Genomic DNA, 21641 nt, shown 5'->3' with positions numbered 1-21641 from the left:
GAATTTTTTGTACGTTGTTTTGCATGACCAGGCACCATCATATTTTTTAAAAAATTGCCCTAGCAAAAAATTACTCTATTTCTTATAAATGTTAATCCGATAATAAGTCTAATTTTTGGTATGTTATTTTGTGGAGTTTACATAACCTCTATTTTTCAAAATTAGGCTTAACTAAAAATTAATTATATACTTTTTATGTAATCATGTAGAAAAGAACAAATTAAAAAAAGAAAAATTTAATATATTTTTTAATACTTGACTGGATTAGAACCATACCTTGAACCAGTTCTTTTTTTGCCTTCTTCTTTTGTTTTGAATTCTTGTACTTTTGTTTTGAATCCTCGTAATTTTGTTTTAACCCCTTCCATTTTTGTTTTAGACCCTCCTACTTCTGTTTTAAAAGAATCACACAAACAGCACCCTTCTTTGCAACTTGTGATACGTATATGTTTTGCAACACAAGCAAGCCCTATTATGGCTAAGATATAAACCATTATTTTCGTAAGTATATTCATATTTATCTCCCATCTATTATTGCATCTTATATATTATGAATTTAATTAATGCATTGAAAAATTAGATGTAATTGGTGAATTGTCCTGCTTAACGGTTTGAAATATTGAGATCTTTCCTTAGTTTCCCCAGTTTCATAATCAATAAATGGTTCATAAACTATCTTCTGAACCCTTAGTAAAAGGAGACAGAGGTTTAACAGCCTTACCATTTTCTTCAATTATCTGAAATCCTACAAGAATAAAAGTTAAAAGGCTTAACCTGCTCTTTCCAGGGTTTCCTATTATTCAGTTTTTTAAACCTGTTCAATTCATGGGGAGTAATAACAGTAAGTTGAGAAATTGAATAAAAGTTTGAATACTTCTCTTCAATATCTCTTCCAGTGATTATCCCATAATGAAGTTTAAGAATATCCTGCCAGATTTCAGCCTTACATTCTCCAATTGAATTGTTAAAAGGGTTTGTTAAGTGCCCAAGTCCATGAAGCTTGTAATACCTTTCATCTTCCATGAGCCTGATGTTTCCATTCTCATAAGTGTATAGAGCATACCTTTTAGAAGCAACTCCATAAAACTAGAGATCTTTTTTCTCAAGCTTGAGTAATTGAATATCAGTTATGGGGTTAAAAGGTTGAAAGAACTCTGAAGCTCCTGATCCTTCTCAGGAAGTACAAAAACCAAATCAGTGCCCATGTAGGCGTGAATTGCTCCAAGTTCCTTTAATTGGTTTCACCCATTGCTAAGAAAAATACGTAAAAAAGGCAAATCTGAAAAAAGGTAAGACAAAAACTAACTTGTATCAAAAAATAATGGTCCTGACTACGCAGTTTTTCAGCCACATCAGCAGGACTTATTGATAGCTGCTCTCTGAGCCTTTAAACAGGAAAACTTGGTTCTAACGTAATGTTCCAGACCATATTTCCATTCCTTGCATTCGGGTCGGCCCCCGTTAATGAACATGGCCTGGTGGGCACAGCCTCCCATGCAGATGGGCAGCATTTTACATTTTACGCAGTCCGGGTACTCGAAGGGTTCCCAGGTAAGCCACTAGATCTCGTGGTTTCCCTTCTCTTCGTTTTGTCGGGTCAGGTCACCAATTTTTCCAATACTTGCGGTCTTATTGCCTATTTCGGTCCAGCACTTGTATATGTCCCCATCGGGGTCCAAGACAAAAGCATTCGTCCGGTTGGCATCGCAAGCCCGGGCAAATCTTGGATAAAAGGACTCTCTACCTGCCTCGAATCCCATTAGATTTAGATTTTTGTAGAAAGTCTGGTTTATTATCGAGAATTCTTCTGTCAATATACAGGAACTCTCATACGATTTACATCCTGCGGTATAGGGTATAACATGGCCCAGGTAAATGAATATGTCACTCAGGTTGTTATCCTTTAACACTTCCAGGAGTCTGCTCATATTGTCAATATTGGAACGGTCAACGTTTACGCGGATATATGTCTCAATATCGCTTGCCTTCAGAAGTTTGATTCCTTCAAGAATCCGATCGAAGGTCGGGCCGTTACTCCCTTTAAGCATTCTGCGGCTGTCATGCACTTCGCGAGAGCCGTCCAGGGTAACATGAATAAACTTAATTCTGTTCTTCTTAAGATTCTGCACTGTGTCAGGATCTTCAGAAAGGAAATAGCCGTTAGTAACCATGCCAGCAGAATATCTGACTTTATGCTCTTCCGTAATGGCAATTATCTTCTGTGATAAATCAAAAACAGTTTCTTTTGCCAGGAGAGGCTCCCCGCCGTACCAGGTTACGAATACATCTTTTCCCGTCTTTACTATTTTTTCAATGTAGTTGAGTAAATCCTGTTTTATATTGTCTGGCATGAAAACATTTTGCTCACTTTTCCTGCTCTGGCTCTTATCTGATTGTTCGAAGCAATAGGAGCAGGCAAAGTTGCAGGCTAAAGTGGGGGCGATAACTAGCCTGGCCATCGCGCCGTCATACTTGTCGCTGTTATAGGCAAATTTGATCATTCTCAGTTCATCGGCAGTGTCGTCAACTAGGAATCCTCCCTTTTGCAGCTCGTCAACAAACTGCCTTTCGTTTTCCGGCAAGAGAGCGTAATCAAACTGAGAAGCGTTCAATAAACTCATGCGGCTTTTTCTCACTTCAGCCAGGGCTGTAGTAAGACTGTTAAAGATCATTACCTTTTCCGGGTCATCGGTTGACCAGACAAAATTATAGACGGATGGTTTCATGGTTTTAACGTATATTTAACCTATTTCCTATACTGCTTTTACACTCGCAGAATCCGCAGCCTCCTACACCATCGCACCCAATACACCCGCCTGTGATTGCCTTCAGTTTTTGGGGTAATACCAGGTAAATAACGTCGGCGGATTCCTCCACAACTTTAATATTCACGTCTCCATTAACCTTCAGGCCTAGTTGTCCGATTGCTTGCTTCGGATCACTCAATAATGCCCGCTTGAACTCCGGGCTCGATTCTGCTTTGGAGATAACATGCTGCTGGAATTCCTCGCGGGACAGTGTGTCAGCTACTTTAATTTCCTTGTTAATTTTGTTCATTTTTTACCTCCTCTTAATTATCGGCAAGTGATTTTATATTTCTAACTGATTATTGATAAGCTTAGGAATCGTAAAAAAGAACTTCAAGTTCTTACTTCGAGAGTAGATCTGCAATTCGGTTTCTCAAAACCAATATCAAGGCAGATACCAATAACTGTAATACTTGAAATATATTTTTATCGTTCCTAAGCAAACATTTTAAGTTATGTTAATAATTAATACTGATTTATAGTATAAGCATTTAACGACGTATATACATACAAATTATAATAGATAAAAAATAATATAAAGTAACTTTAATAATATAAAGGAATTAACATTGCAAAAAAAGTGAAAATGCTATTATCTTCCCAACTTTATTGTTATTCGTAAGGTTTTTATTCTATTTCGTAACTGATCAGTTTCTGTGAGTAAGTTTGTAGGCAGAAAAATTATCATTTTACTAATATTTTGCTTGAATTATTTTTATATTATTATAACCTAACACTAAACGAAGGGTGGGTAATTAATAGGGAAGGAAAAAATACCTGAGTACACGGAGGTGAATTTATAAAAAGAGGCCCACGTGATGTTAAGGAGTTTATTACTGGAAGGGGAATTGGTTATCCTGCAAGCAGAAAAGATATTATCAGATTTGCTGAAGGTAAGCAAGCTGAAAGTGATGTTCTGGATCTTTTGAAGGGAATACCCGAAATAGAGTATAACACTCCTGATGATATTACCAGAGAAATCGAAAGGCTGCAAAGTGAACGTATCAAGCCACCAACTCCAAAAGAAGAATAAGTTTTTCTTGTTTATAGAAAAAATAAAGTACTGGGGGAAATTGTGAAATCAAGTGTGGCTTCTGTTCAGGAGACTTTAAAAGATACAGAATATCCTGCAGAAAAGAGAGATCTAGTTCTGCATGCGAAGAAACATCATGCAAGTGGGAACGTATTGGAGGATATCGGAAATCTTCCGGATAAGGTATACACTAGTGCTGCCAAAGTTGACAAAGAACTTGAAAATGAATAAATTTATGGGGAAAGAATGGAGTAAGGGGGAAAAGATTAGATGGAAACTGTTCCTATGGATATTCAAAATATGTTACAAAATGTGAAGTTCCCTGCAAAAAAGAACGACATTATTCAGCAGGCAAGAGGAAGCGGGGCAATGGCAGATCAGTTACTTGAGAACCTTGGCATGCTTCCAGACAAAGAATATGCCAGTGCTGATGAAGTTATTAAGGAACTTCAGAGGAGATAAATTTTAAAAGCAAATTACTGAAAAAAACCAAATTCTCAAAATTGTCTGGACTTCTAGATTTTCGAGCATGTGTATTCCCTTCAATTAAAAATTAACAAATTTTTGAAAGAATTAATACAAACATGAAGATCTCTATAAGTCCATTTTCAAGCTTTTTTTTAGAAGGACTGACAGATCTATATTAAATCTATATAATGTAGGTCAGGTCCACGCTGGTCGGAAGTATAAATGGAATTTGGAATTATTACTAAATCTGGGTTTTACATATTATATATAAACAAACAGATTATTAATTTATAATATAAAAAGAATATTATAAAAGAATATATTTGGAAAATATTCTTATCTATAGATTACAGGGTTATTCTTTGTTCTGTCAATTTGTAGGCACTGGTTCTTTGGATGGTATGTTTACGTTAATGAGCGAGAGGAGTTTAACAAACATATTGAAGTGACAGATTATGCTACTCAGATGATGCGCGACACTTTAGAAAACTGGCAATCAGAGTTCTTGCAGCTTATCTGGCAGGTAGGAGGGTTTTCTTTCCTGCTGTACATTGGCTCTCTGCAATCTAAAGAGGGAGATGAACGAAAAGAAGCAAAGCTAGATTTAATCTTGAAGCAGATTAATCCTGACGAAGCAGAAGAATTAATTAAAAACCTAGACCTCAAATACCCACGGAAATAAGTTTTGTCCTAGTTAGTACCCGTCACAGAATAGATTCTACAACGATGTGATATTATTTGAATAAAATATGTGAATCTGTTATGAAAATGTACAATACTCTGTAAAATGTCTGCATAATCTATTTTGCTGCGGCTACTAAGAACCTATCCGAAAAGTCAGTAATACATGTTGAAAAGTCATAACAGGTCTATGATATCAAATTACCCGTTGAGGTTTGCAAACTGCATATTATAAGAATTACAGTAAGTAATCACTTTTCGGATAGGCTCTAAGTGGAAGACTGGCTGAAAAGAATATACCTGAAAAATTGAGAAACTTAATTTCGATAGAATCCGCTTCTAATGATGGCCTGGGTTACCCTTTTTTAATGCTCCCTATTCTCTGGATGACTTATAAGCCGGGGAAAGCTTTAAGCTACTGGTTGACACACACTATTCTCTGGGAAGTTTTCGGCGCTGTAGTACTTGGAGCCGTAATAGGATATCTGGCTGGTTATCTATTAAAAATAGCTCTGAGTAAAAAGACTATTGATGAATCTTCTTACGCTACTTATACAGTAGCTCTAGCCTTAATTGTACTTGCCAGTGTAAAATTAGTGGGTGCTGATGGAATCCTTGAAGTTTTTGCTGCGGGAAAGACATTTAGCATCACATCAACTGTAGAAGAGAGAAGAGACGAAGACCGCATTGTAGAAGGTATAGATCTCTTTTTCACAATTCCAATATTTACTTTGCTAGGCCTGGTTGTACCCTGGCAGGAATGGATGAAATTTAGAGGGGCAGGTCTATTGGTAGCTTTTTGATATTGCTGCTGCATCGGATATCTATTCTTTTCCTCATTAAACCTCTTGTACCCAATCTTAAAAGTAAGCTGGATATCCTTTTCACAGGCTGGTTCGGGCCTATTGGAGTTGCAGCTTTTTACTATGCCCAGTTCTCAATGATAGAGACTGGAATAGAGCAACTCTGGCCTATTGTCAGTCTAGTTATATGTGTATCAATTATACTTCACGGAATAACAGCAACTTAGTTCACAAAATTATATGGAAAGTATTCAAAAAATTTGGTAACAAGTAACTCGTTTAATAGAGAGCTCGCAATTCAATTTTGTGGTTAACTTTGTTGTCTACTAGCTACTCCAGAATAGGTTATGAATAAACTGCTACAAGTCCTAATATTTCATTTGAAAGACAGTTTAAATTTCTTTGTTTTTTGCAACTATTATATAATTTTAAAGTGAAACTTTGATTCAAAAGAGTACACCCTGATCGAAGAGAAAACATATATCTAAATTAACTTCTCACAATTGAGGCAGGATAACGCCTTCTACTGATAACGATTTTATATATTTCTTAAAAATGTTCAAAAGACATCAAATCTATACAATATAGTTCTTAGAGCATGACCTCACAAAAACGCATACCTACTTTTACCTGAAAGTAATTTTTTTAATCGAGTGAACAAATTTACTGAAAAACAGGGTTTTATTTGTAATTTCCAAATTTTTAAGTTTCCACAGGAAAACTGTCCGCTTTTCTTTATTAGTACTGTATAAATTTAGGGTTCTTAATGAGATTTACTAAGAGATAAAAAACCTAATTAATTTTACAACACCTTTACAGCCTCTCCTTAAGCTATTTTTACTATTTTTACTGTAAAATTTACATTTTTTACTTTTATAGTAAATTCATACACATTTTTACTTTTGACTTGAAACCAGAGCCTCCCATTTATTTACCCTTTCCAAAACGTGAGCATTAAGAGTAAATGGTTTATCTGACTTGGCATTCTGCTTCATGTAATGCAAAGTCCCCTTAGAGAACCCTAATTTCTTCCAGTCAACATAAGAAATGCTCAGGATTTTTTGCCTTATGTCATAAGAGTCAATTCTCTCAATTTCATATTCAGGCTTGACAAAATCCAGTTTTTCCTTTTTGCTTGTGAGGTAATGGGTTAATTCTCTTACCTTAAGAAAGATAACATAACCCCATGTGTTTTCTTTTCCCTGGTAGCTTACTTTTTTATTCAGCATATTGAAATATTCATTAACAATCTTCCTGGCTCCGGTAGGTTTTAGCCTGAGATTGTAATTCTCAGTCCTTATGAAATCTTTAGTTTCCATAGCTCCACTTTCAACCAGGCTGATAACTGCCATATCTACAAGGAACCTGAAAGGCTCCTGAAGGTCATGGGCCAAATTGTTTTTTTCACATAACATAATATTTAACTTCGCATATTTTTAATCCCCTTGAAAGTTCCTTTCAATTTCTTTCCCTTCCTTTCCGGCAGCGATAGTATCCATGATCCAGGCCACAACAAAAGCGATGAATCCGTTTGACAAAATGGCTACTGCCAGATAGAAATAATATGATTTCCTGGAATCGTATCTCTTCTTTAAGTAATCAAGTCCTAATGCAAAGAAAAGTGTCCATGACGGTATTAATAAAAGATATATCCTTGAGTCATGGTGGTGGTTAATGAAGTTTATAATTACAAACGCCATGTAGTATAGAGGTGCTATTGTGTTTCTTTGAATTTCAATTCTCAAAATATGTCTCTTATTTAGATAATTAAGTCCCCATTCAAAGAAAAATACCCATAATGCTGTTAAGACAATAAATATCCATGTGTAGTGGGAGTATTTGGTAATCATGTAGTTTCCGATTAAAAACCCCACGTAATGTGGAGCTAGGATCGTGCTTCTCTGGATTCTCATTACGACCGCATATAAAATTAATTACTTACTAACTTATAAAATATATCAAAAAAGATGAATCTATAAAAACAGATTTTATAATTTATTAAGTCGCTTTGATCTCGCTTGTTCGGTATAGAAGTGGATCTCGTAATGAAAGTGCGTTAAAACCGAGGATTGGAAAAAGGATTCTTAACGAGTCGGCAGGTATGATTTACTGAAAGAAAAAACTTAGAGTAAAGCCTCCTTTAAGTATTGAGCCTATCCCAAAACTTCATTTAATCTAATTACTGCTGCTACCATTACGACTCCTAGATATGATTCCTCTTTTATTTCATATCTTGGAAATACTTTCTTACATGACTCTATCCAGCTAAAGAACCTTTCTACTATACTTTTCATTTTGTATTCTTTCTGATCTACCTTTATTGGTCTTCCTATCTTCTTTTTCTTCCTATTTCTTTTATTTACTGGTATATTGGACTTTATTCCTCTTTTTCTGTTATATTTTCTAATTTTAGCTGTATCATACATTCCATCAGCTGTTACTTTTGAAGGCCTGTTAACAGGCCTTCCTACAGGTCTTTTTATCTTGAAATTTTTAAGTGTAGGTATATAAAGTGTTGAATCATTCTCATTTGCGGGAACAACAATTATAGAGAGAGGTAGACCCTGTAAGTCTACTAAAACGCTTAATTTTATTCCTTTTACTTTTTTATGACCGTCGTAGCCGATATTCCCCCTTTTTTAGTCGGAATATCCTTTGTATCAGTAAAACAATGAGAGAGATCTATTTTCTTCAAATCATAACCTTTGTTTAAAAGTTCATTAAAGATTTCCTGATAAATTCCATGTTCACAGAGGTAGAGGTGGAATCTATGAACGGTTGATTTAGAACCATAGCGGCGAGGAACATCTTTCCATGTACAACCTGTCATAACAACGTACAAAATACCATTCATTAACTTCCTCATATTTGCACGTGGTCTTCCTGTATGTGGTTTCTGAGGAGGAAGATAAGGCTCTATTGATTCCCATAGAACGTCATCGATTTCATGGAATGACATATAACTATATTTATAATTTCAGCATAATATTACTTTTGGGATAGGCTCATTCATAAATTCATTCGTCAATTCCTGCCGGGCATAAATTATGGTCACTAAACCAGAAACATCTCTTACATCCGGAGCACATGTTTACAGGCTCGCTGTTTATCACATGGTTGGCAAACTCAGGGTCAGCTAACATTCCCCTGCCAATAGCAGCAAAATCTACATAATCATTTTCAATTAAGAATCGAACCTGTTCTTCCGTACGGATTTCATTGACTGCAATAACGGGAATATTTACTTCTCTTTTGATCTTGCATCCGCTATAGGTTATGGGACTGCATATGAAACCTTCAGGAACCGGATTTGTCGGGGGCTGCATACCAAATGAAATGTGAAGTAAATCAACACCGGCTTTTTCAAAGGCTCTGGCTGCTTCAATGCCGTCTCTGCTTTCCGGCAGATACTCACCCATGCGCACGCCAACAATGAAATTTTTATGAGTATTGTTCCGGATCTCCGGTAGAATTTGTGTTAAAACTCTTGCTCTGTTTAGAGCATCACCGCCATACTGGTCTGTTCGGCGATTATAAGAAGCATCAATAAACTTGCATAGGGTAAACCCATGAGCGAAGTGATATTCAACGCCGTCAAAACCTATTTCACAGGCACGAATGGCTGCCTGTTTCATATTCATCTGCATTGAATGAATTTCTTCGGCTGACAACTCGTTAATATCCATATTGCCGCAATGAAGCTGCATAATTATCTTTGCACCGTATTCATGGCAGTTGCTCGCAATTTGCTTTAAAGCTGCAATATCACCTGTTGACCACATGCCTGTGAAATCCACAGCCCCAAAAACGCTGGTAGCCTGCACAATGATAAGACCAGCACCACCTTTCGCACGCTTCGTATAATGCTCAATGTGCTGCTTACCATAATAAGATCCGTTATCCCCATGAAAGGAAAAAGTGACCATAGGGGCCATTACAATTCTGTTCTTAATGTGATTCCCACGAATCACCAATTCGTCTGTTATCTTGGTCATTTTATTCCCCGCTAACTTCTTTCTTCTGGGATTAGTGAATTTTAATGAATTTTCTTGAATTCCTCCTATATTGCTTTTTGCCGCAAAAGTTCGGATAATGAGAAACTAGATCACATTTTTGCTGAATTCCCGATTTATATATCCATGTAGGTTCCGTTGAAACCTGTGGCACGGAAAAATCCACAAAGAACTCACTGGTCATTTTTATAAATGTTGAGGAGGAAGACGAGGATCAGAAGGACAAAGTTGTTAAAAAGGCTGTAAATAACATCAGCTGGCTAAAAAACAGGTAGAAATAAGATAGTCCTGCGTTCTTTCGGACATCTATCTGAAAGCAAATCAAGTATAGAATTTACAGAAGATGTAATCAGGACAAGTTACAAGATAATCGTAAGAGTTGCACTCTTCAAAAACAGAGAGTTCATACACCTTTTTTGTGATCTGCATTCAGGTTTTACAAGTTCTATAAATCTAACTTCAGAGGTTCTCTCCCTGAAAAACATTTTCATTTGGCTCTCCAGCCTGTAATTTAATGATAAGGGCCTGAACTCACTCCCATTGTCCCTTTTTTTCATCCTTATCTTTCAAAATGGCTACCGTCACAGAAAGGCTTGTTCTCCGATTTTCCGCACCTACAAAGAGTTACACGGTTCCTGATTTCGTACTTTCTACCATCTGCGGATTCTACAGGGATTCCACCTCGTACCCAGAGTGGTCCCTGTTCATTTCGAGATGGATATTCAACAACAACTATAGACTTTTCAAATTCGGGCTCAATCTTCTCTCCGGTAGTACTATCTATGATTACCAGCCTTCCGGAAGGGCAGTTGTATGCCTCCTCAATAGCTATATCCCTTGCCTCAGGATAATCGGATCGCTTTATAAGCTTCCATATTCCGCCTGCTCTTAAGCAAAACTCGGCGTGGACACAAAGGTGTTTATTATCTTTTAAAGTCAGCACAGGACCAGAAACAACGATCGCGCCTTCACTAAAAGATTCATAGTCTCCTTTTTCGGTTCCGTCAAAGTGAATCTTCGTATGAGTCCCATCACAGAAAGGTTTGTTCCCGGAATGACCGCAACGGCATAGGGCATACTTTTCCTTCAAGGGGTATCTTTTGATTTCCTGCCAGTTTATGCAGTAACCTTCCTCATCACTGTGAATCTCCGAGACAATGAGTGGGACCCTACCGGTCACGATATACGGACCATTCCTGCTTACAGTGATTTTCATAGAGTTTTCCGAAGTTTTTGATTTTTTTTCAGCTTCATTTGCCATAGTTACATTGTATTCTCCTTTTTGGGATTATATAATATGAGAAACTATGTTTGGATTTCTATAATTATCCTGGATGCTTGAAAATTATAAAAAGAGCTGTGATGAGCCAGTGCTCATCAAAAACAAAAAAGTTCCTGTTCCCTATATTATGCTGTCTGGAGTCCGTATGGATCTTATAGGAGCCTATCCCAAAACTCTAAATTTCCTCCCTTAATCTCGAGTTTGGAATAACCACTCCCCCCTCTGACAATGAACACAATTATGAAACTCTTATTGATATGAAAATAAAATTGGTTTTGGGATGAGCTTTAGATGTATACAGGTCACACTTTCGCAAGAGCCTGTTCCAGATCTGAGATTATATCGTCTATATCCTCAATGCCTACGGACAGGCGTATATAGTCCGGCGTAACTCCTGTCGCTGCCTGTTCCTCTAGAGTCAATTGCTGATGTGTGGTGGTTGCTGGATGGATAACAAGGCTCTTGGAATCGCCTATGTTTGCAACATGTGAAAACAGCTTCAGAGAGTTAATAAACTGTTTCCCTGCTTCTGCGCCGCCTTTCACGCCAAAGCCCAGAAGTGCACCGTAACCGCCTTTGAGATATCTGGATGCAAGCTCGTGACTTGGATGGTCCGGTAAACCTGGATAATTGACCCATGAAACTTTAGGGTGCTCTGACAGGTACTTTGCCACTTTGAGGGCGTTTTCTCCGTGCCTTTCTATCCTCAGGTGCAGGGTCTCAAGCCCCTGAAGCAGCAGGAATGAGTTGAAAGGTGAAATCGCAGCACCTGTATCCCTGAGGAGCTGAAGCCTTACTTTAAAGACAAATGCTACATTCCCAAGCCCCGGGAAATTTGAAAAAGTATCCCAGTATTTCAGGCCGTGGTAACTCGGGTCAGGATCTGTGAGTTCCGGAAACTTGCCGTTGTTCCATGCGAACTTTCCGGAATCAACTATCGAGCCCCCGATTGAATTACCATGCCCGCCTATGAATTTGGTTGCAGAATGCACGACTATATCGGCTCCGTAGTCAATGGGACGGACAAGCCCTACAGCACTCGTATTATCAACAACGAGCGGAACTCCGGCTTCATGTGCAATCTTTGCAATCGCCTCAAAGTCCGGAACGTCAAGCTTCGGGTTCCCTACTGACTCGATATAAATAGCCCGTGTATTTTCCGTGATAGCCTGGCGGTAAGCTTCAGGATTGGCCGAATCTACGAAGGTTACTTTTCTTCCTAACTTTGGAAATGTGTAATTAAAAAGTTCATAGGTACCGCCGTAGAGGTTATTTCCGGACACAATTTCGTCTCCTACTCGTGTAATTGCAAGCAGGGCATAAGTTATTGCTGCTGAACCGGATGCAACCCCGAGGGCGCCAGTTCCGCCTTCAATGGCAGCTATGCGCTGTTCGAACACATCAGTGGTAGGGTTCATCAGACGGGTATAGATGTTGCCAAGCTCTTTAAGGCCAAAAAGGTTGGCTGCATGCTCAGTATCCCGAAAAACATACGATGTTGTCTGGTATATCGGTACTGTACGCGATCCTGTAGCTGGATCAGGAGTCTGCCCAGCGTGAAGGGCAAGTGTTCCTAATTTATATTTCTTTGCCGCCATTAGAATTGTTCTCCTTTTTGCCTGATAATTTTCGTTTATCTGAAATTTTTGTCGAAGCGTTTTCTGTGTCTTTATACCACAAATTACCTCTAAGCTGAGACCCGGAATCGAACCGGGATGTAATGGATTTGCAGTCCACCGCGTAGCCATTCCGCCATCTCAGCATATATTCACAATTGTGAATTGACAACAGATCATACCCATTATTAATATTTAAACCTATTTTTCAAGGCAAAAAGTACCTGAAAACAGATCAATAAACGATCAATCACTGAAAAATAGATACAAAACAGAAAGAAGAGAAAAAACTGCTGCGACTGCTTCTCCTTCGGGAGTTTCGGAAACAAGCATATAACCGATGTCTTTTTTCCGGATCAGGTCAAAGACCTTTTCGAAAAAGCTCCTGGGTAATGGTATTTTCTGGTCCTGTCTCTCATATACTTTAGAAAGAAGGCCATAATATGTTTCAGGATCGCTCCAAATCCTTGTTTCGAGTCCTGCCTCAGCTGCGGATTTAAGGTCTTTCCGGATTGTCCTTGAAATGTTATTATCTACATTTTCTTTCAGGTCCAGGTAATGGGTATAGTGAACCTTTGAGTCCCATCCATTCCATGTAAATGGTCTGATGTCCTCAAATCCCGGAGAGAATTTAAGGTGAATGCTGTCAAAGCCCTGCGTACAGAGAAATTCTCTGAGAGCGTTAAGAATTTCATGATTTTCCTGCACTCGTTTACTTGTTTTTGAGCTTGAACTCTCATTTATAAGGGGTCCGCAGTAGTCAGTCATACTGCATATCGAAGATGCTACCTTTAGGATTCCTTTTAGGCTCTTAACAAAAATGGGACATCCCCCTACAAGCTCATCGTTTCTGAAACACCCGTAAATCCTTATATCTCTTAAAAGGACATTCCTGTAGATTTCCAGCCAGTCACTTGTGTGAAAGGGTGTACCGGGTTGGGTTTTTTCCACAAGCAAATCCCATTCTCTGAATTCGGATGGCATCAATTCTCTAACTTCAATTTCATTCATTTTAAGCCCAGCATAAACAGATGATTGTTCGTATTTGCAGTGAACTCAGGACTTACGCAGCTGAGCTAGGAAATAGATAGCAGCAAACCTCATCCGACTCTGATAGTTTAAACCGGAATATGTTTACTGTAACTGGTTATAACTCAATTGCGAAAGGCTTAACGTGAAAACTTCACGGCTCTTAATTAATCTCCACAGTTTTTTCGTGGGCAGTTACCACATCATCGAGCTTCATAACAATATTCCCGTCCGAAATCGTGTAAGGGATACTTTCCTTGGAGAAAGACATACAGCCTCCTCCGATGCCAGTTCCTTCTGCAGCATCAAAAACAGTGCCGCAGGAATCGCAGACAAGGGTGTCCTTATCAAGAGTAAATCCTATTGAGTTGCATGGAGGGCATACATTGGACCTGATAAAGATCTCATCATTAAATTTGTATGTCATAACCGCAATTTCTCCGCTGTCGGTGTTTACTTTAAAGTGAACATTTGTGTTCTCTTCTACGAAACTGAGTGGAATGGATACCTGGTCCGCACTGACTCCAGCAGTAATCCAGGTCGCTTCTACAGGGCTTGCATTAGCTTTACCCGAGGATCCGATATCCGTGCACCCCGCTACCACGAGAGATACTGCAATCGCTAACAAAACCATACCGATTAATTTTATGTTCATTTTTTCACTCCGCCACGTTTCCGTCTTTTAAATATACAATGCGGTCCGAATATTCTGCAAGCTCCCTGTTGTGAGTGACCATTATGACAGTCATCTCTCCTGCCAGGGATTTTAGTAAAGAGATTATCATTGAACCTGTGTTTGCATCAAGTGCCCCTGTGGGCTCGTCTGCAAGCAGGATCTTCGGTTTCATGACTACAGCCCTGGCAATTGCGACCCTCTGCTGCTCTCCCCCGCTCAGCTCTACCGGCTTATGATGCATCCTGTGTGCAAGTCCGACTCTTTCAAGAGCACTTTCTACTGCACCTCTCTCTCTGTCCCCTGCAAATGTCAGGGGTAGGGCAACGTTTTCATAGGCAGTGAGAGAGGGGATAAGGTGAAACTGCTGGAACACAAACCCAACAGTTCTGCGCCTGAAATCGACAAGTTCTTTCTGGGATTTTTTTGTAATATCTGTATTTTTGATGAGGATGCTTCCGTCAGTAGGTCTGTCCAGCATCCCGATAATGTTCATCAAAGTGGTTTTTCCTGAGCCCGACTGACCCATAATGGATATGAATTCCCCTTCTTTGACTTCAAGATTAATACTATGCAGAACTTCGACCTCATTGTGTCCAAGCCTGTACTTTTTCGTAACATCTTTGACTCGAATCAGGCTTGCAGGCAGGTTTTCTGAAAAACTTTCAGGATTACTGGACATTTCAGGAGTTTCAGGATAATCAGACACTTCTCAACACCTCCGCAGGGTCAACTCCGAGAGCTCTTTTTGCAGGGATAATAGAAGCTACCATTCCGGTAACCATGCAGATGCCGGCAACAGCAGGCAGGATCTCCCACATTGGAGGAGGCGACACCGAAACCAGCATGGGTGCGGCAATCGACGAGGCTGCCGTTCCGATGGCAAAGCCGATACCACCACCGATTATTCCTATGATAGCCCCTTCAAAGAGAAGCATTGAAACTACCTGCCTGTCGCTTGCTCCGACCGCACGCATGATTCCTATTTCTTTTAGCTTTTCATTTACGGATGCGAGCATTGTGGATGCAACCGTTAATGTGCTCACGAGCAGGGTAATTATCGAGACTGCCATTGCCGAAGACTCGGTATGCTCTACCACTGCCATTTCGGTTTCTACGATCTGGCTCATGGACCTGGCTTCAAGTCCGGGGAACACTTCTTCTATCTGCCTGCTTATTTCTTCGACAGGACAGTCATTACACAGCGCCCTTACCTCCAGGCTGCTCACCTTACCTTCTTTGGAAAGCAGGTGCTGGGATGCTTCAAGAGGGAGAATTATATATCCGTCTTCATTGCCGCCTGTACTCTCTATTACTCCGGCTACCTGAGCCCCAATGGAAATATAACCCTGGCTGAGGGTTATAGGAGAGCCTTCTTTAAGCCCGAGAGGACCGGCTATATCCGAGCCAACCATTACTTCGGTCTTCTCTGGAGTTTCTGCAGCCATCCAGTGCCCCTGAATTTTCCACCAGGGTTTGAGGATTTTTTCCTTTTCAGGGTCCACGCCCATTACAACTACGGAAGAATTGCCAAGTTCTGCAATTCCATACAATCTGGGGGCTACAACTGCGAGGTTACTGTTATTCTCAATAGTATGAATTCTGGGAATTTCCGATTCCTCAATGTAGTTCTCTCCTGTAGACAGAGAACCAATAGAGGTCGAACCTGCCACTAGTGGAATAGCTGTTACTTCGGGCTTGACTATGATGTTTGCACCGAATTTATTTGATTCTTCATAGAGACCGTCAGTTGCTGCGGAAAATGTGGTGACCACAGCTACTATTGCTGCAGCAGCCACTACCACACTCAACACTGCCAGCCCGAGTTTTGTTTTCCTGCGGGATATGTCTTTTAAGACTAAGGTGTGTAAACGCATTTCTACTCCTCAACACTTATTCCCGGTTCACAGATCCGCTTGGTTCATAGATTCGCTTTAATGCCCTACTTTTCAATTTTGACGTTAAATCAAAGATCAAACTGAATCAAATGTCAAATAAATTGGATACCAACCGAACCGAATATCACGTTGAACTGAACTTGCAATCTAATTTACATTGGATAAAACTTGCTATACATCTGGCGTAAAGATCTGGCTTTACGTTGAGTGTAAACGTACTTTAACTTTACGCCAGATGTAAAATACCTGGTACTAAAAGGACAAATTATCAGAAACTGAACAGGCCCAGATAGAAAAACAGCAATCTTAAGCTTATCATAAGACTTATATTCGTTTACAGCAGTTGTAAAGCCATGGTTAAGTTAGACCGGATAAATCTTTCCAATGAGGGTTTGACCAAATTTTTCAGCCCCATTGAAGCCCAGATTATGGAGGTTTTGTGGACAACTGAGGAGTCAACAACACCTGAGATTTCCGAAAAAACAGGAATTCCGTTATCCAGTGTGGCAGGGACGCTTGACAGGCTTGTAAAAGCCGGTTTTGCAAAAAGAACAATGGATAAAAGCGGCAATCGGGTCAGGTATCTTTACTCTGCGTCCGAATCCATGGACAAAACCGCAAATACTATTACAAAAAAAGTTCTGGACAGTCTTGTAGATACTTTTGGGAAACTGGCTGTTGAAAACTTTCACACTTACAAAAATAATAAGTGAACCCTAGTGAATTCTGAATGAAATCTGAGTGAGTCCTGAGTGATTTCTGGAAAAGTGCTTTTTAAGTGTTTTTTTGAGTAGTCATGAGCAGGGGATATGTTTTCTATAAAGCAGGAAATTGACTGTTATATTACATGCATCACCGGTTCCGACCTTTTACCGATAATAGGAATAGAAGCATTCCTGGCTTTGGTATTCTTCACGCTTTACCTTAAAGCCGGAAAGCCGATTCTCAGGCTTGCTTCGTTTATTGTTGCACAGCTATTCATGGTTTTGCTTATAGGCACTATTATTTCGGCTATGCAGTGCAGTCAAATGCTGACAATCGAAATCTATACAGCCTACGCTATTCTTTCAACCGTAATTATTCTACTTCTCCCAAGAGTATACTACAAAATCCTGATCCGAAGACACAGAACCCTGCCGATTACGGATATAATGGACTGGCCTCAGGTATTTGTAAATACTTTAATCAAAGGAGCAAAAGTCTATTTTTATGACTCAGCAGTGCCAGCAGCTTTTGCTTCGGGAAAAACCATTTTTTTATCAATCGGGATGCTTGAGCTCATGGATGAACAGGAGTTAAAGGCTGTAATTGCCCACGAGGCATGGCATATCCGGCATAACAACAGGACTCCTCTATTGAGACAGCTATCTCTAATGACTTTCACAAAAAACCATTCCGAAGATGAACTTGAATTTCTTGCTGACGCTTTTGCCGGAGAAGTTGTTAGTGAAAGTGCAGTGAAGTCTGCGAGGAAAAAACTGAACTAAAACCGAGTTTTTCTTCGCAAAGTTAGCCTCAGGAACATGATTTTTATTTCGAGTTTCGCTTCCCGAGTTCCGCTTCCCGAGTTTCGCTTCCCGAGTTTCGCTTCCCGAGTTTCGCTTCCCGAGTTTCGCTTCGGGAGCACGAGGTCCTTTTCGCTTCGCTCAAGAGGACTAGTTTATAGATAATAGAGTGAGCTGAGCTCGACAGGATCGATTAAAATTCTGACCCATGTAACGTCATTCGCTCTACCTAACCGTTCTTGTCACGCTCGACGAAGGAGAGCGGCCTAGCAGACAAAAAAGAAGAAAAAAAGATGGAAAAATAACCACCATAACGTAAAAACAATAAGAAACCAACAAGAAACCTAAAAGAAAATAACGATTAAAAAACCTGACTGAAAAACGTTCAAATGAAACAGAATTAAATCATAAATGAAAAAAATACTTTTTTCTACGTTTATTTTCATTATTTTATTAACTTTCAAATTTTCTCTTCTTCCATTTTCCTATTTTTATTAAGGAACTTACCGGGCTCTTGTAAAGATTTTCAATTATTTCTAGGCTCATTTCTCGCACTTATTTTTCATAAGATCAACCCAATAATTTAATGTAATACTTATTAACACAACTAATTGAAAAACCATAATAATTATGGTTAAATACGTATTTTGAACTAAACATTAATGGAATATTATAACTAACTGGGGGAACAAAATTATAACTAATTGGGAGAATAAAATGGATCGAAGAAACCTGGCAATTATTGGCATACTGGTTATATTGATTGCAGCTGCCGGTATTTATGCATATACGGTGTCTACACAACCAGATACATCACGATTAATAGTTTCTACTACAACCAGTTTAGAAGATACAGGGCTTTTGGAAGAAATAGAAGCAGCATTTGAGGATAAATATCCCGGAACAGACGTATCGGTGATATCCGGAGGTACGGGTATAGCCCTGCAGTACGGTGAAAGAGGAGATGCTGATGTTCTTCTTACTCATGACGAAAGTCGAGAAGAGGAATTTATAGAGAGCGGATTCGGTACAGAGCGTACAGAAATAGCATATAATTATTTCTGGATTGTGGGTCCTGAAAATGATCCGGCAGAAATAAGGGGCCTTAATGCTACGGAAGCATTTGAGAAGATAATGGAAGAAGGTCAAAGTAATCCCGATCAGGTTAAATTTGCATCTCGCGGAGATGATTCAGGCACACATGCAAGAGAGAAACAAATCTGGGAAATGACTGGAGTAAGCTATGATGAAGTTAGTGGTTCGGGTGAATGGTACATTGAAAGCGGTAGAGGCATGGGAGAAACCCTTTTACTTGCCAGTGAACTGAATGCTTATACTTTGACCGATTCCGGGACATTTCTTGCATATACGAACGAGGGGAGAATCCGGATTGTACCAATAGTAACAACAGGGGATGAACTGCTTAATGTTTATGCAGCTATGCCAGTAAACCCGGAAATTCATCCAAATGTTAATTATGAAGGGGCTCGAAACTTTGTAAACTTCCTTGTTTCTCCGGAAGGGCAGGAAATAATCAGAAATTATGGTATAGAACAATATGGACAACCTCTTTTTACTCCAATATCTGAGGGTTTACCATCCTGAGAATGGATTAAACCTTAAACTATCTTTGGCCAGAATAACTTGAACAATAATTTTTTAGCCGGAAAAACTCGGACAAACTGAAATAACCAGATAAACTACGAGATTACCAAACTTCAAGGCGTATCAAATTCAGGTGGTCACTTGAATGAAATTATCCAGGCAATTTTACAGGCAGTAGAATTAATAACAGAACTCGATCCTGAATTGATAAGAATAACGAAATTAAGTCTTTATATCTCATTAACTGCAACGTTCATAGCTTCCTTAATATCCATTCCCGTCGGTGGAATAGTCTATTACTATGAATTTCGAGGAAAACGAACAATAGTCAATCTCATTCAAACCCTTTACAGCATCCCTACAGTTTTAGTGGGGCTTTTTCTTTTCCTGCTGATATCTCAACAGGGCCCTTTCGGGTTTTTAAACCTTCTTTTTACTCCCACCGGGATGATAATAGGGCAGACATTGCTAATACTACCTATTCTTATAGGATTTACTATCACTGCTCTTGTCGGGGTTAGCACCCAGATAAGAGAATTAGCAATATCTCTGGGTGCCAGTACGCATCAAACAATAATTACCATCATAAAGGAAGCTCGTTATGCTATAATGAGTGCTGTAATACTTGGTTTTGGAAGGGCTATATCAGAAGTGGGAGTTGCCATACTTATTGGGGGTAATATCAGAGGCTTTACAAGAAATTTTACCACTGCCATATCTCTTGAAACATCCAGAGGTAATCTGGTACTTTCAATAGCTTTAGGATTTATACTTCTTTCCCTGGCTCTGATAATCAATTTATTATTGAATTATTTGCAGGGTAAAGATTAATGCAATAACATATAGTCAGGTGTAAGAATGCACATAGTAGAACTGGAAGAAATTTACAAAAATTATGGAGATCTCCAGGTTCTCAAGGATATTAACATACAAATAAAAAAGGGAACCAGTACTGCTCTTGTTGGACCAACCGGATCTGGAAAAACCGCTCTGCTCAGACTAATTGATTTACTGGAAAAACCGTCCTCCGGAACCATATATTTTGAAGGTACCGATGCTAATGAATCCAGTAATACCCGCTTGGCTATAAGAAGGCAAATTGGAATGGTTTTTCAAAAGCCGCTTGCTTTTAAGGCCAGCGTTTACGATAATATTGCTTATGGTTTGAAAATCAGGGGAAGAAAAGAGAATATGGATGAGAGGATCAAAGAACTCCTTGAGTTGATCGGTCTTTCAGGTTACGAGAATAGAAATGCACTTAAATTGTCAGGTGGAGAAACTCAAAGGCTTGCTCTTGCACGGGCAATGATTACCGATCCCAGGCTACTATTACTGGATGAACCTGCTGCAAATCTTGACCCTATATCTAAAAAGAAACTGGAAGAACTAATCATAAAAATTAACCATGAGTCTGAAACAACCATTATAACGACTACTCATGACCTTTCACAGGGTCAAAAGCTTGCAGATAAGATGATTATACTTTATAACGGTCAAATTCTACAATCCGGAACGCCTGAGAAGATATTTAGAAAACCGAAAAATAGATTTGTGGCTGACTTTGTTGGTATTGAGAATGTAATGAGTGGTAAAATTGAGGATAGTTCAACTGGTTTAGTAAAAATTAAAACAGATTCGATAACTGTATTCACTTTAACAGAAAAAAAAGGTAAAGTTAATTTTACTGTACGGCCTGATGAAATAACAGTATCCAAGGAAAAAGTGCAAACCAGTGCCAGAAACACAATTCAGGGTAAAGTTAATGACATAATTGACACAGGATCACTTATAAAACTACTAGTTGATACCGGTGAATTATTTACTGTTTTTATAACTCGCGAATCTCTTAATGAACTCGATATTTCTGTAGGAACCAATGTCTGGTTATATTTTAAAGCATCTTCAGTTCATGTGTTTTGAATCACAAATGATTAGTTTGACTTTTTTCCAGGAGAAAGCAGAGAAGCTGGCATGCAAAAACCGGGCATGGCTGATGTTTTCTTTTTTAGCTGTTATACGCGCCAGGTCAATGGTGCATAGCGCTGCAAAGAGTAATCAGATAGAAAATTCCGATTGCAGAGCTCGGATGGCATTAACTGATTTTTCATAAACTGCTTCGCAATTCAAGAATTTCTAATATGATTATTTTTTTCTTTCAGACTGGAAGTATCGCAACCTTTATAACTTCACAATTGTTACTTTACTAAAGTTCACAATTGTTAATTCAT

At 39.0% G+C, this 21641-nt stretch carries 26 protein-coding genes, 1 tRNA gene and 1 pseudogene; 11 read left to right on the top strand and 17 right to left on the bottom strand.

Features of this window, described 5'->3' with window-relative positions; all coding sequences use genetic code 11:
* Positions 1–248: 248 nt before the first annotated feature.
* The 5 genes and pseudogenes from MSHOH_RS10675 to MSHOH_RS10660 all read right to left on the bottom strand — a co-directional run bounded on the left by MSHOH_RS10675 (position 249) and on the right by MSHOH_RS10660 (position 3057).
* Positions 249–515 carry a hypothetical protein gene (locus tag MSHOH_RS10675; protein WP_048139528.1) on the bottom strand — a complete coding sequence of 89 codons (267 nt, stop codon included), beginning with the start codon at positions 513–515 and terminating at the stop codon, positions 249–251.
* A gap of 214 nt (positions 516–729) precedes the next feature.
* A complete protein-coding gene (locus tag MSHOH_RS24660; protein WP_048139527.1) occupies positions 730–1023 on the bottom strand; it encodes a hypothetical protein in 294 nt (97 codons plus the stop codon).
* A 329-nt stretch (positions 1024–1352) separates the two neighbouring features.
* Positions 1353–1529: pseudogene (locus tag MSHOH_RS25185) on the bottom strand (radical SAM/SPASM domain-containing protein); the annotation flags it as partial.
* Positions 1530–1559: 30 nt separating this feature from the next.
* The gene (locus tag MSHOH_RS10665; protein ID WP_239451332.1) at positions 1560–2726 is read right to left on the bottom strand and encodes a radical SAM protein; all 1167 of its coding nucleotides are present in this window, start codon (positions 2724–2726) and stop codon (positions 1560–1562) included.
* Positions 2727–2730: 4 nt separating this feature from the next.
* Positions 2731–3057 carry an NHLP leader peptide family RiPP precursor gene (locus MSHOH_RS10660; protein ID WP_048143380.1) on the bottom strand — a complete coding sequence of 109 codons (327 nt, stop codon included), beginning with the start codon at positions 3055–3057 and terminating at the stop codon, positions 2731–2733.
* Positions 3058–3606: 549 nt separating this feature from the next.
* Here MSHOH_RS10660 and MSHOH_RS25645 point away from each other — a divergent pair.
* From MSHOH_RS25645 to MSHOH_RS10640, 5 genes are all read left to right on the top strand, one after another.
* On the top strand, positions 3607–3840 hold the full coding sequence (locus MSHOH_RS25645) for a DUF2795 domain-containing protein (protein ID WP_082089317.1): 234 nt from the start codon (positions 3607–3609) through the stop codon (positions 3838–3840).
* 42 nt (positions 3841–3882) lie between these two features.
* A complete protein-coding gene (locus MSHOH_RS10655) occupies positions 3883–4071 on the top strand; it encodes a DUF2795 domain-containing protein (protein WP_048139525.1) in 189 nt (62 codons plus the stop codon).
* 39 nt (positions 4072–4110) lie between these two features.
* Positions 4111–4302: a DUF2795 domain-containing protein gene (locus MSHOH_RS10650; protein WP_048139523.1), complete on the top strand. Its 192-nt coding sequence runs from the start codon at positions 4111–4113 to the stop codon at positions 4300–4302.
* Between the two features lie 352 nt (positions 4303–4654).
* Positions 4655–4990: a DUF6766 family protein gene (locus MSHOH_RS25875; protein WP_332882052.1), complete on the top strand. Its 336-nt coding sequence runs from the start codon at positions 4655–4657 to the stop codon at positions 4988–4990.
* Positions 4991–5270: 280 nt separating this feature from the next.
* Positions 5271–5792 carry a cation:proton antiporter domain-containing protein gene (locus tag MSHOH_RS10640; RefSeq protein WP_082089315.1) on the top strand — a complete coding sequence of 174 codons (522 nt, stop codon included), beginning with the start codon at positions 5271–5273 and terminating at the stop codon, positions 5790–5792.
* A gap of 896 nt (positions 5793–6688) precedes the next feature.
* Here MSHOH_RS10640 and MSHOH_RS10635 read toward each other — a convergent pair.
* From MSHOH_RS10635 to MSHOH_RS10615, 5 genes are all read right to left on the bottom strand, one after another.
* Positions 6689–7207: a CRISPR-associated endonuclease Cas1 gene (locus tag MSHOH_RS10635; RefSeq protein WP_082089314.1), complete on the bottom strand. Its 519-nt coding sequence runs from the start codon at positions 7205–7207 to the stop codon at positions 6689–6691.
* Between the two features lie 21 nt (positions 7208–7228).
* Complete coding sequence (locus MSHOH_RS10630; protein ID WP_158024121.1) at positions 7229–7705, bottom strand: hypothetical protein; 477 nt, start codon at positions 7703–7705, stop codon at positions 7229–7231.
* 240 nt (positions 7706–7945) lie between these two features.
* On the bottom strand, positions 7946–8386 hold the full coding sequence (locus MSHOH_RS10625) for an IS5/IS1182 family transposase (protein WP_052730774.1): 441 nt from the start codon (positions 8384–8386) through the stop codon (positions 7946–7948).
* Between the two features lie 5 nt (positions 8387–8391).
* Positions 8392–8751: a transposase gene (locus MSHOH_RS10620; RefSeq protein ID WP_048136859.1), complete on the bottom strand. Its 360-nt coding sequence runs from the start codon at positions 8749–8751 to the stop codon at positions 8392–8394.
* Positions 8752–8809: 58 nt separating this feature from the next.
* Positions 8810–9787 (bottom strand): NADH:flavin oxidoreductase, encoded by a 978-nt coding sequence (locus tag MSHOH_RS10615; protein ID WP_052730819.1) that lies wholly within the window; start codon positions 9785–9787, stop codon positions 8810–8812.
* A gap of 125 nt (positions 9788–9912) precedes the next feature.
* Here MSHOH_RS10615 and MSHOH_RS26020 point away from each other — a divergent pair, with 125 nt between their 5' ends.
* On the top strand, positions 9913–10080 hold the full coding sequence (locus MSHOH_RS26020; RefSeq protein WP_082089488.1) for a threonyl-tRNA synthetase editing domain-containing protein: 168 nt from the start codon (positions 9913–9915) through the stop codon (positions 10078–10080).
* Between the two features lie 284 nt (positions 10081–10364).
* Here the strand turns inward: MSHOH_RS26020 and MSHOH_RS10610 are convergent, their stop codons facing one another.
* From MSHOH_RS10610 to MSHOH_RS10580, 7 genes are all read right to left on the bottom strand, one after another.
* Positions 10365–11066, bottom strand: coding sequence for a CDGSH iron-sulfur domain-containing protein (locus MSHOH_RS10610; RefSeq protein ID WP_048139517.1), 702 nt, complete (start codon positions 11064–11066; stop codon positions 10365–10367).
* A 323-nt stretch (positions 11067–11389) separates the two neighbouring features.
* The gene (locus MSHOH_RS10605) at positions 11390–12685 is read right to left on the bottom strand and encodes an O-acetylhomoserine aminocarboxypropyltransferase/cysteine synthase family protein (protein ID WP_048139516.1); all 1296 of its coding nucleotides are present in this window, start codon (positions 12683–12685) and stop codon (positions 11390–11392) included.
* Positions 12686–12777: 92 nt separating this feature from the next.
* Positions 12778–12849 (bottom strand) — tRNA-Cys (locus MSHOH_RS10600).
* Positions 12850–12949: 100 nt separating this feature from the next.
* On the bottom strand, positions 12950–13714 hold the full coding sequence (locus tag MSHOH_RS10595; RefSeq protein ID WP_239451331.1) for a GNAT family N-acetyltransferase: 765 nt from the start codon (positions 13712–13714) through the stop codon (positions 12950–12952).
* A gap of 181 nt (positions 13715–13895) precedes the next feature.
* Entirely contained in the window at positions 13896–14387 is a 492-nt protein-coding gene (locus MSHOH_RS10590) for a Fe-S-containing protein (protein WP_048139514.1), read from the bottom strand.
* A gap of 4 nt (positions 14388–14391) precedes the next feature.
* Entirely contained in the window at positions 14392–15114 is a 723-nt protein-coding gene (locus MSHOH_RS10585; protein ID WP_275425568.1) for an ABC transporter ATP-binding protein, read from the bottom strand.
* On the bottom strand, positions 15107–16282 hold the full coding sequence (locus tag MSHOH_RS10580; protein WP_048139512.1) for an ABC transporter permease: 1176 nt from the start codon (positions 16280–16282) through the stop codon (positions 15107–15109). Before MSHOH_RS10580 ends, MSHOH_RS10585 begins: the two co-directional genes overlap by 8 nt.
* 374 nt (positions 16283–16656) lie before the next feature.
* On the opposite strand from MSHOH_RS10580, the gene MSHOH_RS10575 reads away from it, so the two are divergent.
* From MSHOH_RS10575 to MSHOH_RS10555, 5 genes are all read left to right on the top strand, one after another.
* A complete protein-coding gene (locus MSHOH_RS10575) occupies positions 16657–17016 on the top strand; it encodes a BlaI/MecI/CopY family transcriptional regulator (protein ID WP_048139510.1) in 360 nt (119 codons plus the stop codon).
* A gap of 96 nt (positions 17017–17112) precedes the next feature.
* The gene (locus MSHOH_RS10570; protein ID WP_048139507.1) at positions 17113–17790 is read left to right on the top strand and encodes a M48 family metalloprotease; all 678 of its coding nucleotides are present in this window, start codon (positions 17113–17115) and stop codon (positions 17788–17790) included.
* A gap of 735 nt (positions 17791–18525) precedes the next feature.
* Positions 18526–19413 carry a substrate-binding domain-containing protein gene (locus tag MSHOH_RS10565; RefSeq protein ID WP_052730818.1) on the top strand — a complete coding sequence of 296 codons (888 nt, stop codon included), beginning with the start codon at positions 18526–18528 and terminating at the stop codon, positions 19411–19413.
* Between the two features lie 141 nt (positions 19414–19554).
* Complete coding sequence (locus tag MSHOH_RS10560) at positions 19555–20244, top strand: ABC transporter permease (protein ID WP_048139506.1); 690 nt, start codon at positions 19555–19557, stop codon at positions 20242–20244.
* A gap of 27 nt (positions 20245–20271) precedes the next feature.
* Positions 20272–21333 (top strand): ABC transporter ATP-binding protein, encoded by a 1062-nt coding sequence (locus MSHOH_RS10555; protein ID WP_048139504.1) that lies wholly within the window; start codon positions 20272–20274, stop codon positions 21331–21333.
* Positions 21334–21641 lie beyond the last annotated feature (308 nt).

Origin of the sequence: Methanosarcina horonobensis HB-1 = JCM 15518 (assembly GCF_000970285.1) — an archaeon.
Taxonomy (GTDB): domain Archaea; phylum Halobacteriota; class Methanosarcinia; order Methanosarcinales; family Methanosarcinaceae; genus Methanosarcina; species Methanosarcina horonobensis.
Note: the sequence above shows the minus strand (reverse complement) of the source record. Positions and strands in the feature narration are given on the sequence as shown.

Bases quoted from the DNA above. Each gene is read 5' to 3' on its own strand.
- MSHOH_RS10620 (WP_048136859.1), bottom strand. From the start codon at position 8,751: ATGTCATTCCATGAAATCGATGACGTTCTATGGGAATCAATAGAGCCT.
- MSHOH_RS10635 (WP_082089314.1), bottom strand. From the start codon at position 7,207: ATGTTATGTGAAAAAAACAATTTGGCCCATGACCTTCAGGAGCCTTTC.
- MSHOH_RS10675 (WP_048139528.1), bottom strand. From the start codon at position 515: ATGAATATACTTACGAAAATAATGGTTTATATCTTAGCCATAATAGGG.
- MSHOH_RS10570 (WP_048139507.1), top strand. From the start codon at position 17,113: ATGTTTTCTATAAAGCAGGAAATTGACTGTTATATTACATGCATCACC.
- MSHOH_RS10565 (WP_052730818.1), top strand. From the start codon at position 18,526: ATGGATCGAAGAAACCTGGCAATTATTGGCATACTGGTTATATTGATT.
- MSHOH_RS10575 (WP_048139510.1), top strand. From the start codon at position 16,657: ATGGTTAAGTTAGACCGGATAAATCTTTCCAATGAGGGTTTGACCAAA.
- MSHOH_RS10660 (WP_048143380.1), bottom strand. From the start codon at position 3,057: ATGAACAAAATTAACAAGGAAATTAAAGTAGCTGACACACTGTCCCGC.
- MSHOH_RS10580 (WP_048139512.1), bottom strand. From the start codon at position 16,282: ATGCGTTTACACACCTTAGTCTTAAAAGACATATCCCGCAGGAAAACA.
- MSHOH_RS10605 (WP_048139516.1), bottom strand. From the start codon at position 12,685: ATGGCGGCAAAGAAATATAAATTAGGAACACTTGCCCTTCACGCTGGG.
- MSHOH_RS10595 (WP_239451331.1), bottom strand. From the start codon at position 13,714: ATGAATGAAATTGAAGTTAGAGAATTGATGCCATCCGAATTCAGAGAA.
- MSHOH_RS10615 (WP_052730819.1), bottom strand. From the start codon at position 9,787: ATGACCAAGATAACAGACGAATTGGTGATTCGTGGGAATCACATTAAG.
- MSHOH_RS10555 (WP_048139504.1), top strand. From the start codon at position 20,272: ATGCACATAGTAGAACTGGAAGAAATTTACAAAAATTATGGAGATCTC.
- MSHOH_RS10650 (WP_048139523.1), top strand. From the start codon at position 4,111: ATGGAAACTGTTCCTATGGATATTCAAAATATGTTACAAAATGTGAAG.
- MSHOH_RS10590 (WP_048139514.1), bottom strand. From the start codon at position 14,387: ATGAACATAAAATTAATCGGTATGGTTTTGTTAGCGATTGCAGTATCT.
- MSHOH_RS24660 (WP_048139527.1), bottom strand. From the start codon at position 1,023: ATGGAAGATGAAAGGTATTACAAGCTTCATGGACTTGGGCACTTAACA.
- MSHOH_RS10630 (WP_158024121.1), bottom strand. From the start codon at position 7,705: ATGAGAATCCAGAGAAGCACGATCCTAGCTCCACATTACGTGGGGTTT.
- MSHOH_RS10610 (WP_048139517.1), bottom strand. From the start codon at position 11,066: ATGGCAAATGAAGCTGAAAAAAAATCAAAAACTTCGGAAAACTCTATG.
- MSHOH_RS10665 (WP_239451332.1), bottom strand. From the start codon at position 2,726: ATGAAACCATCCGTCTATAATTTTGTCTGGTCAACCGATGACCCGGAA.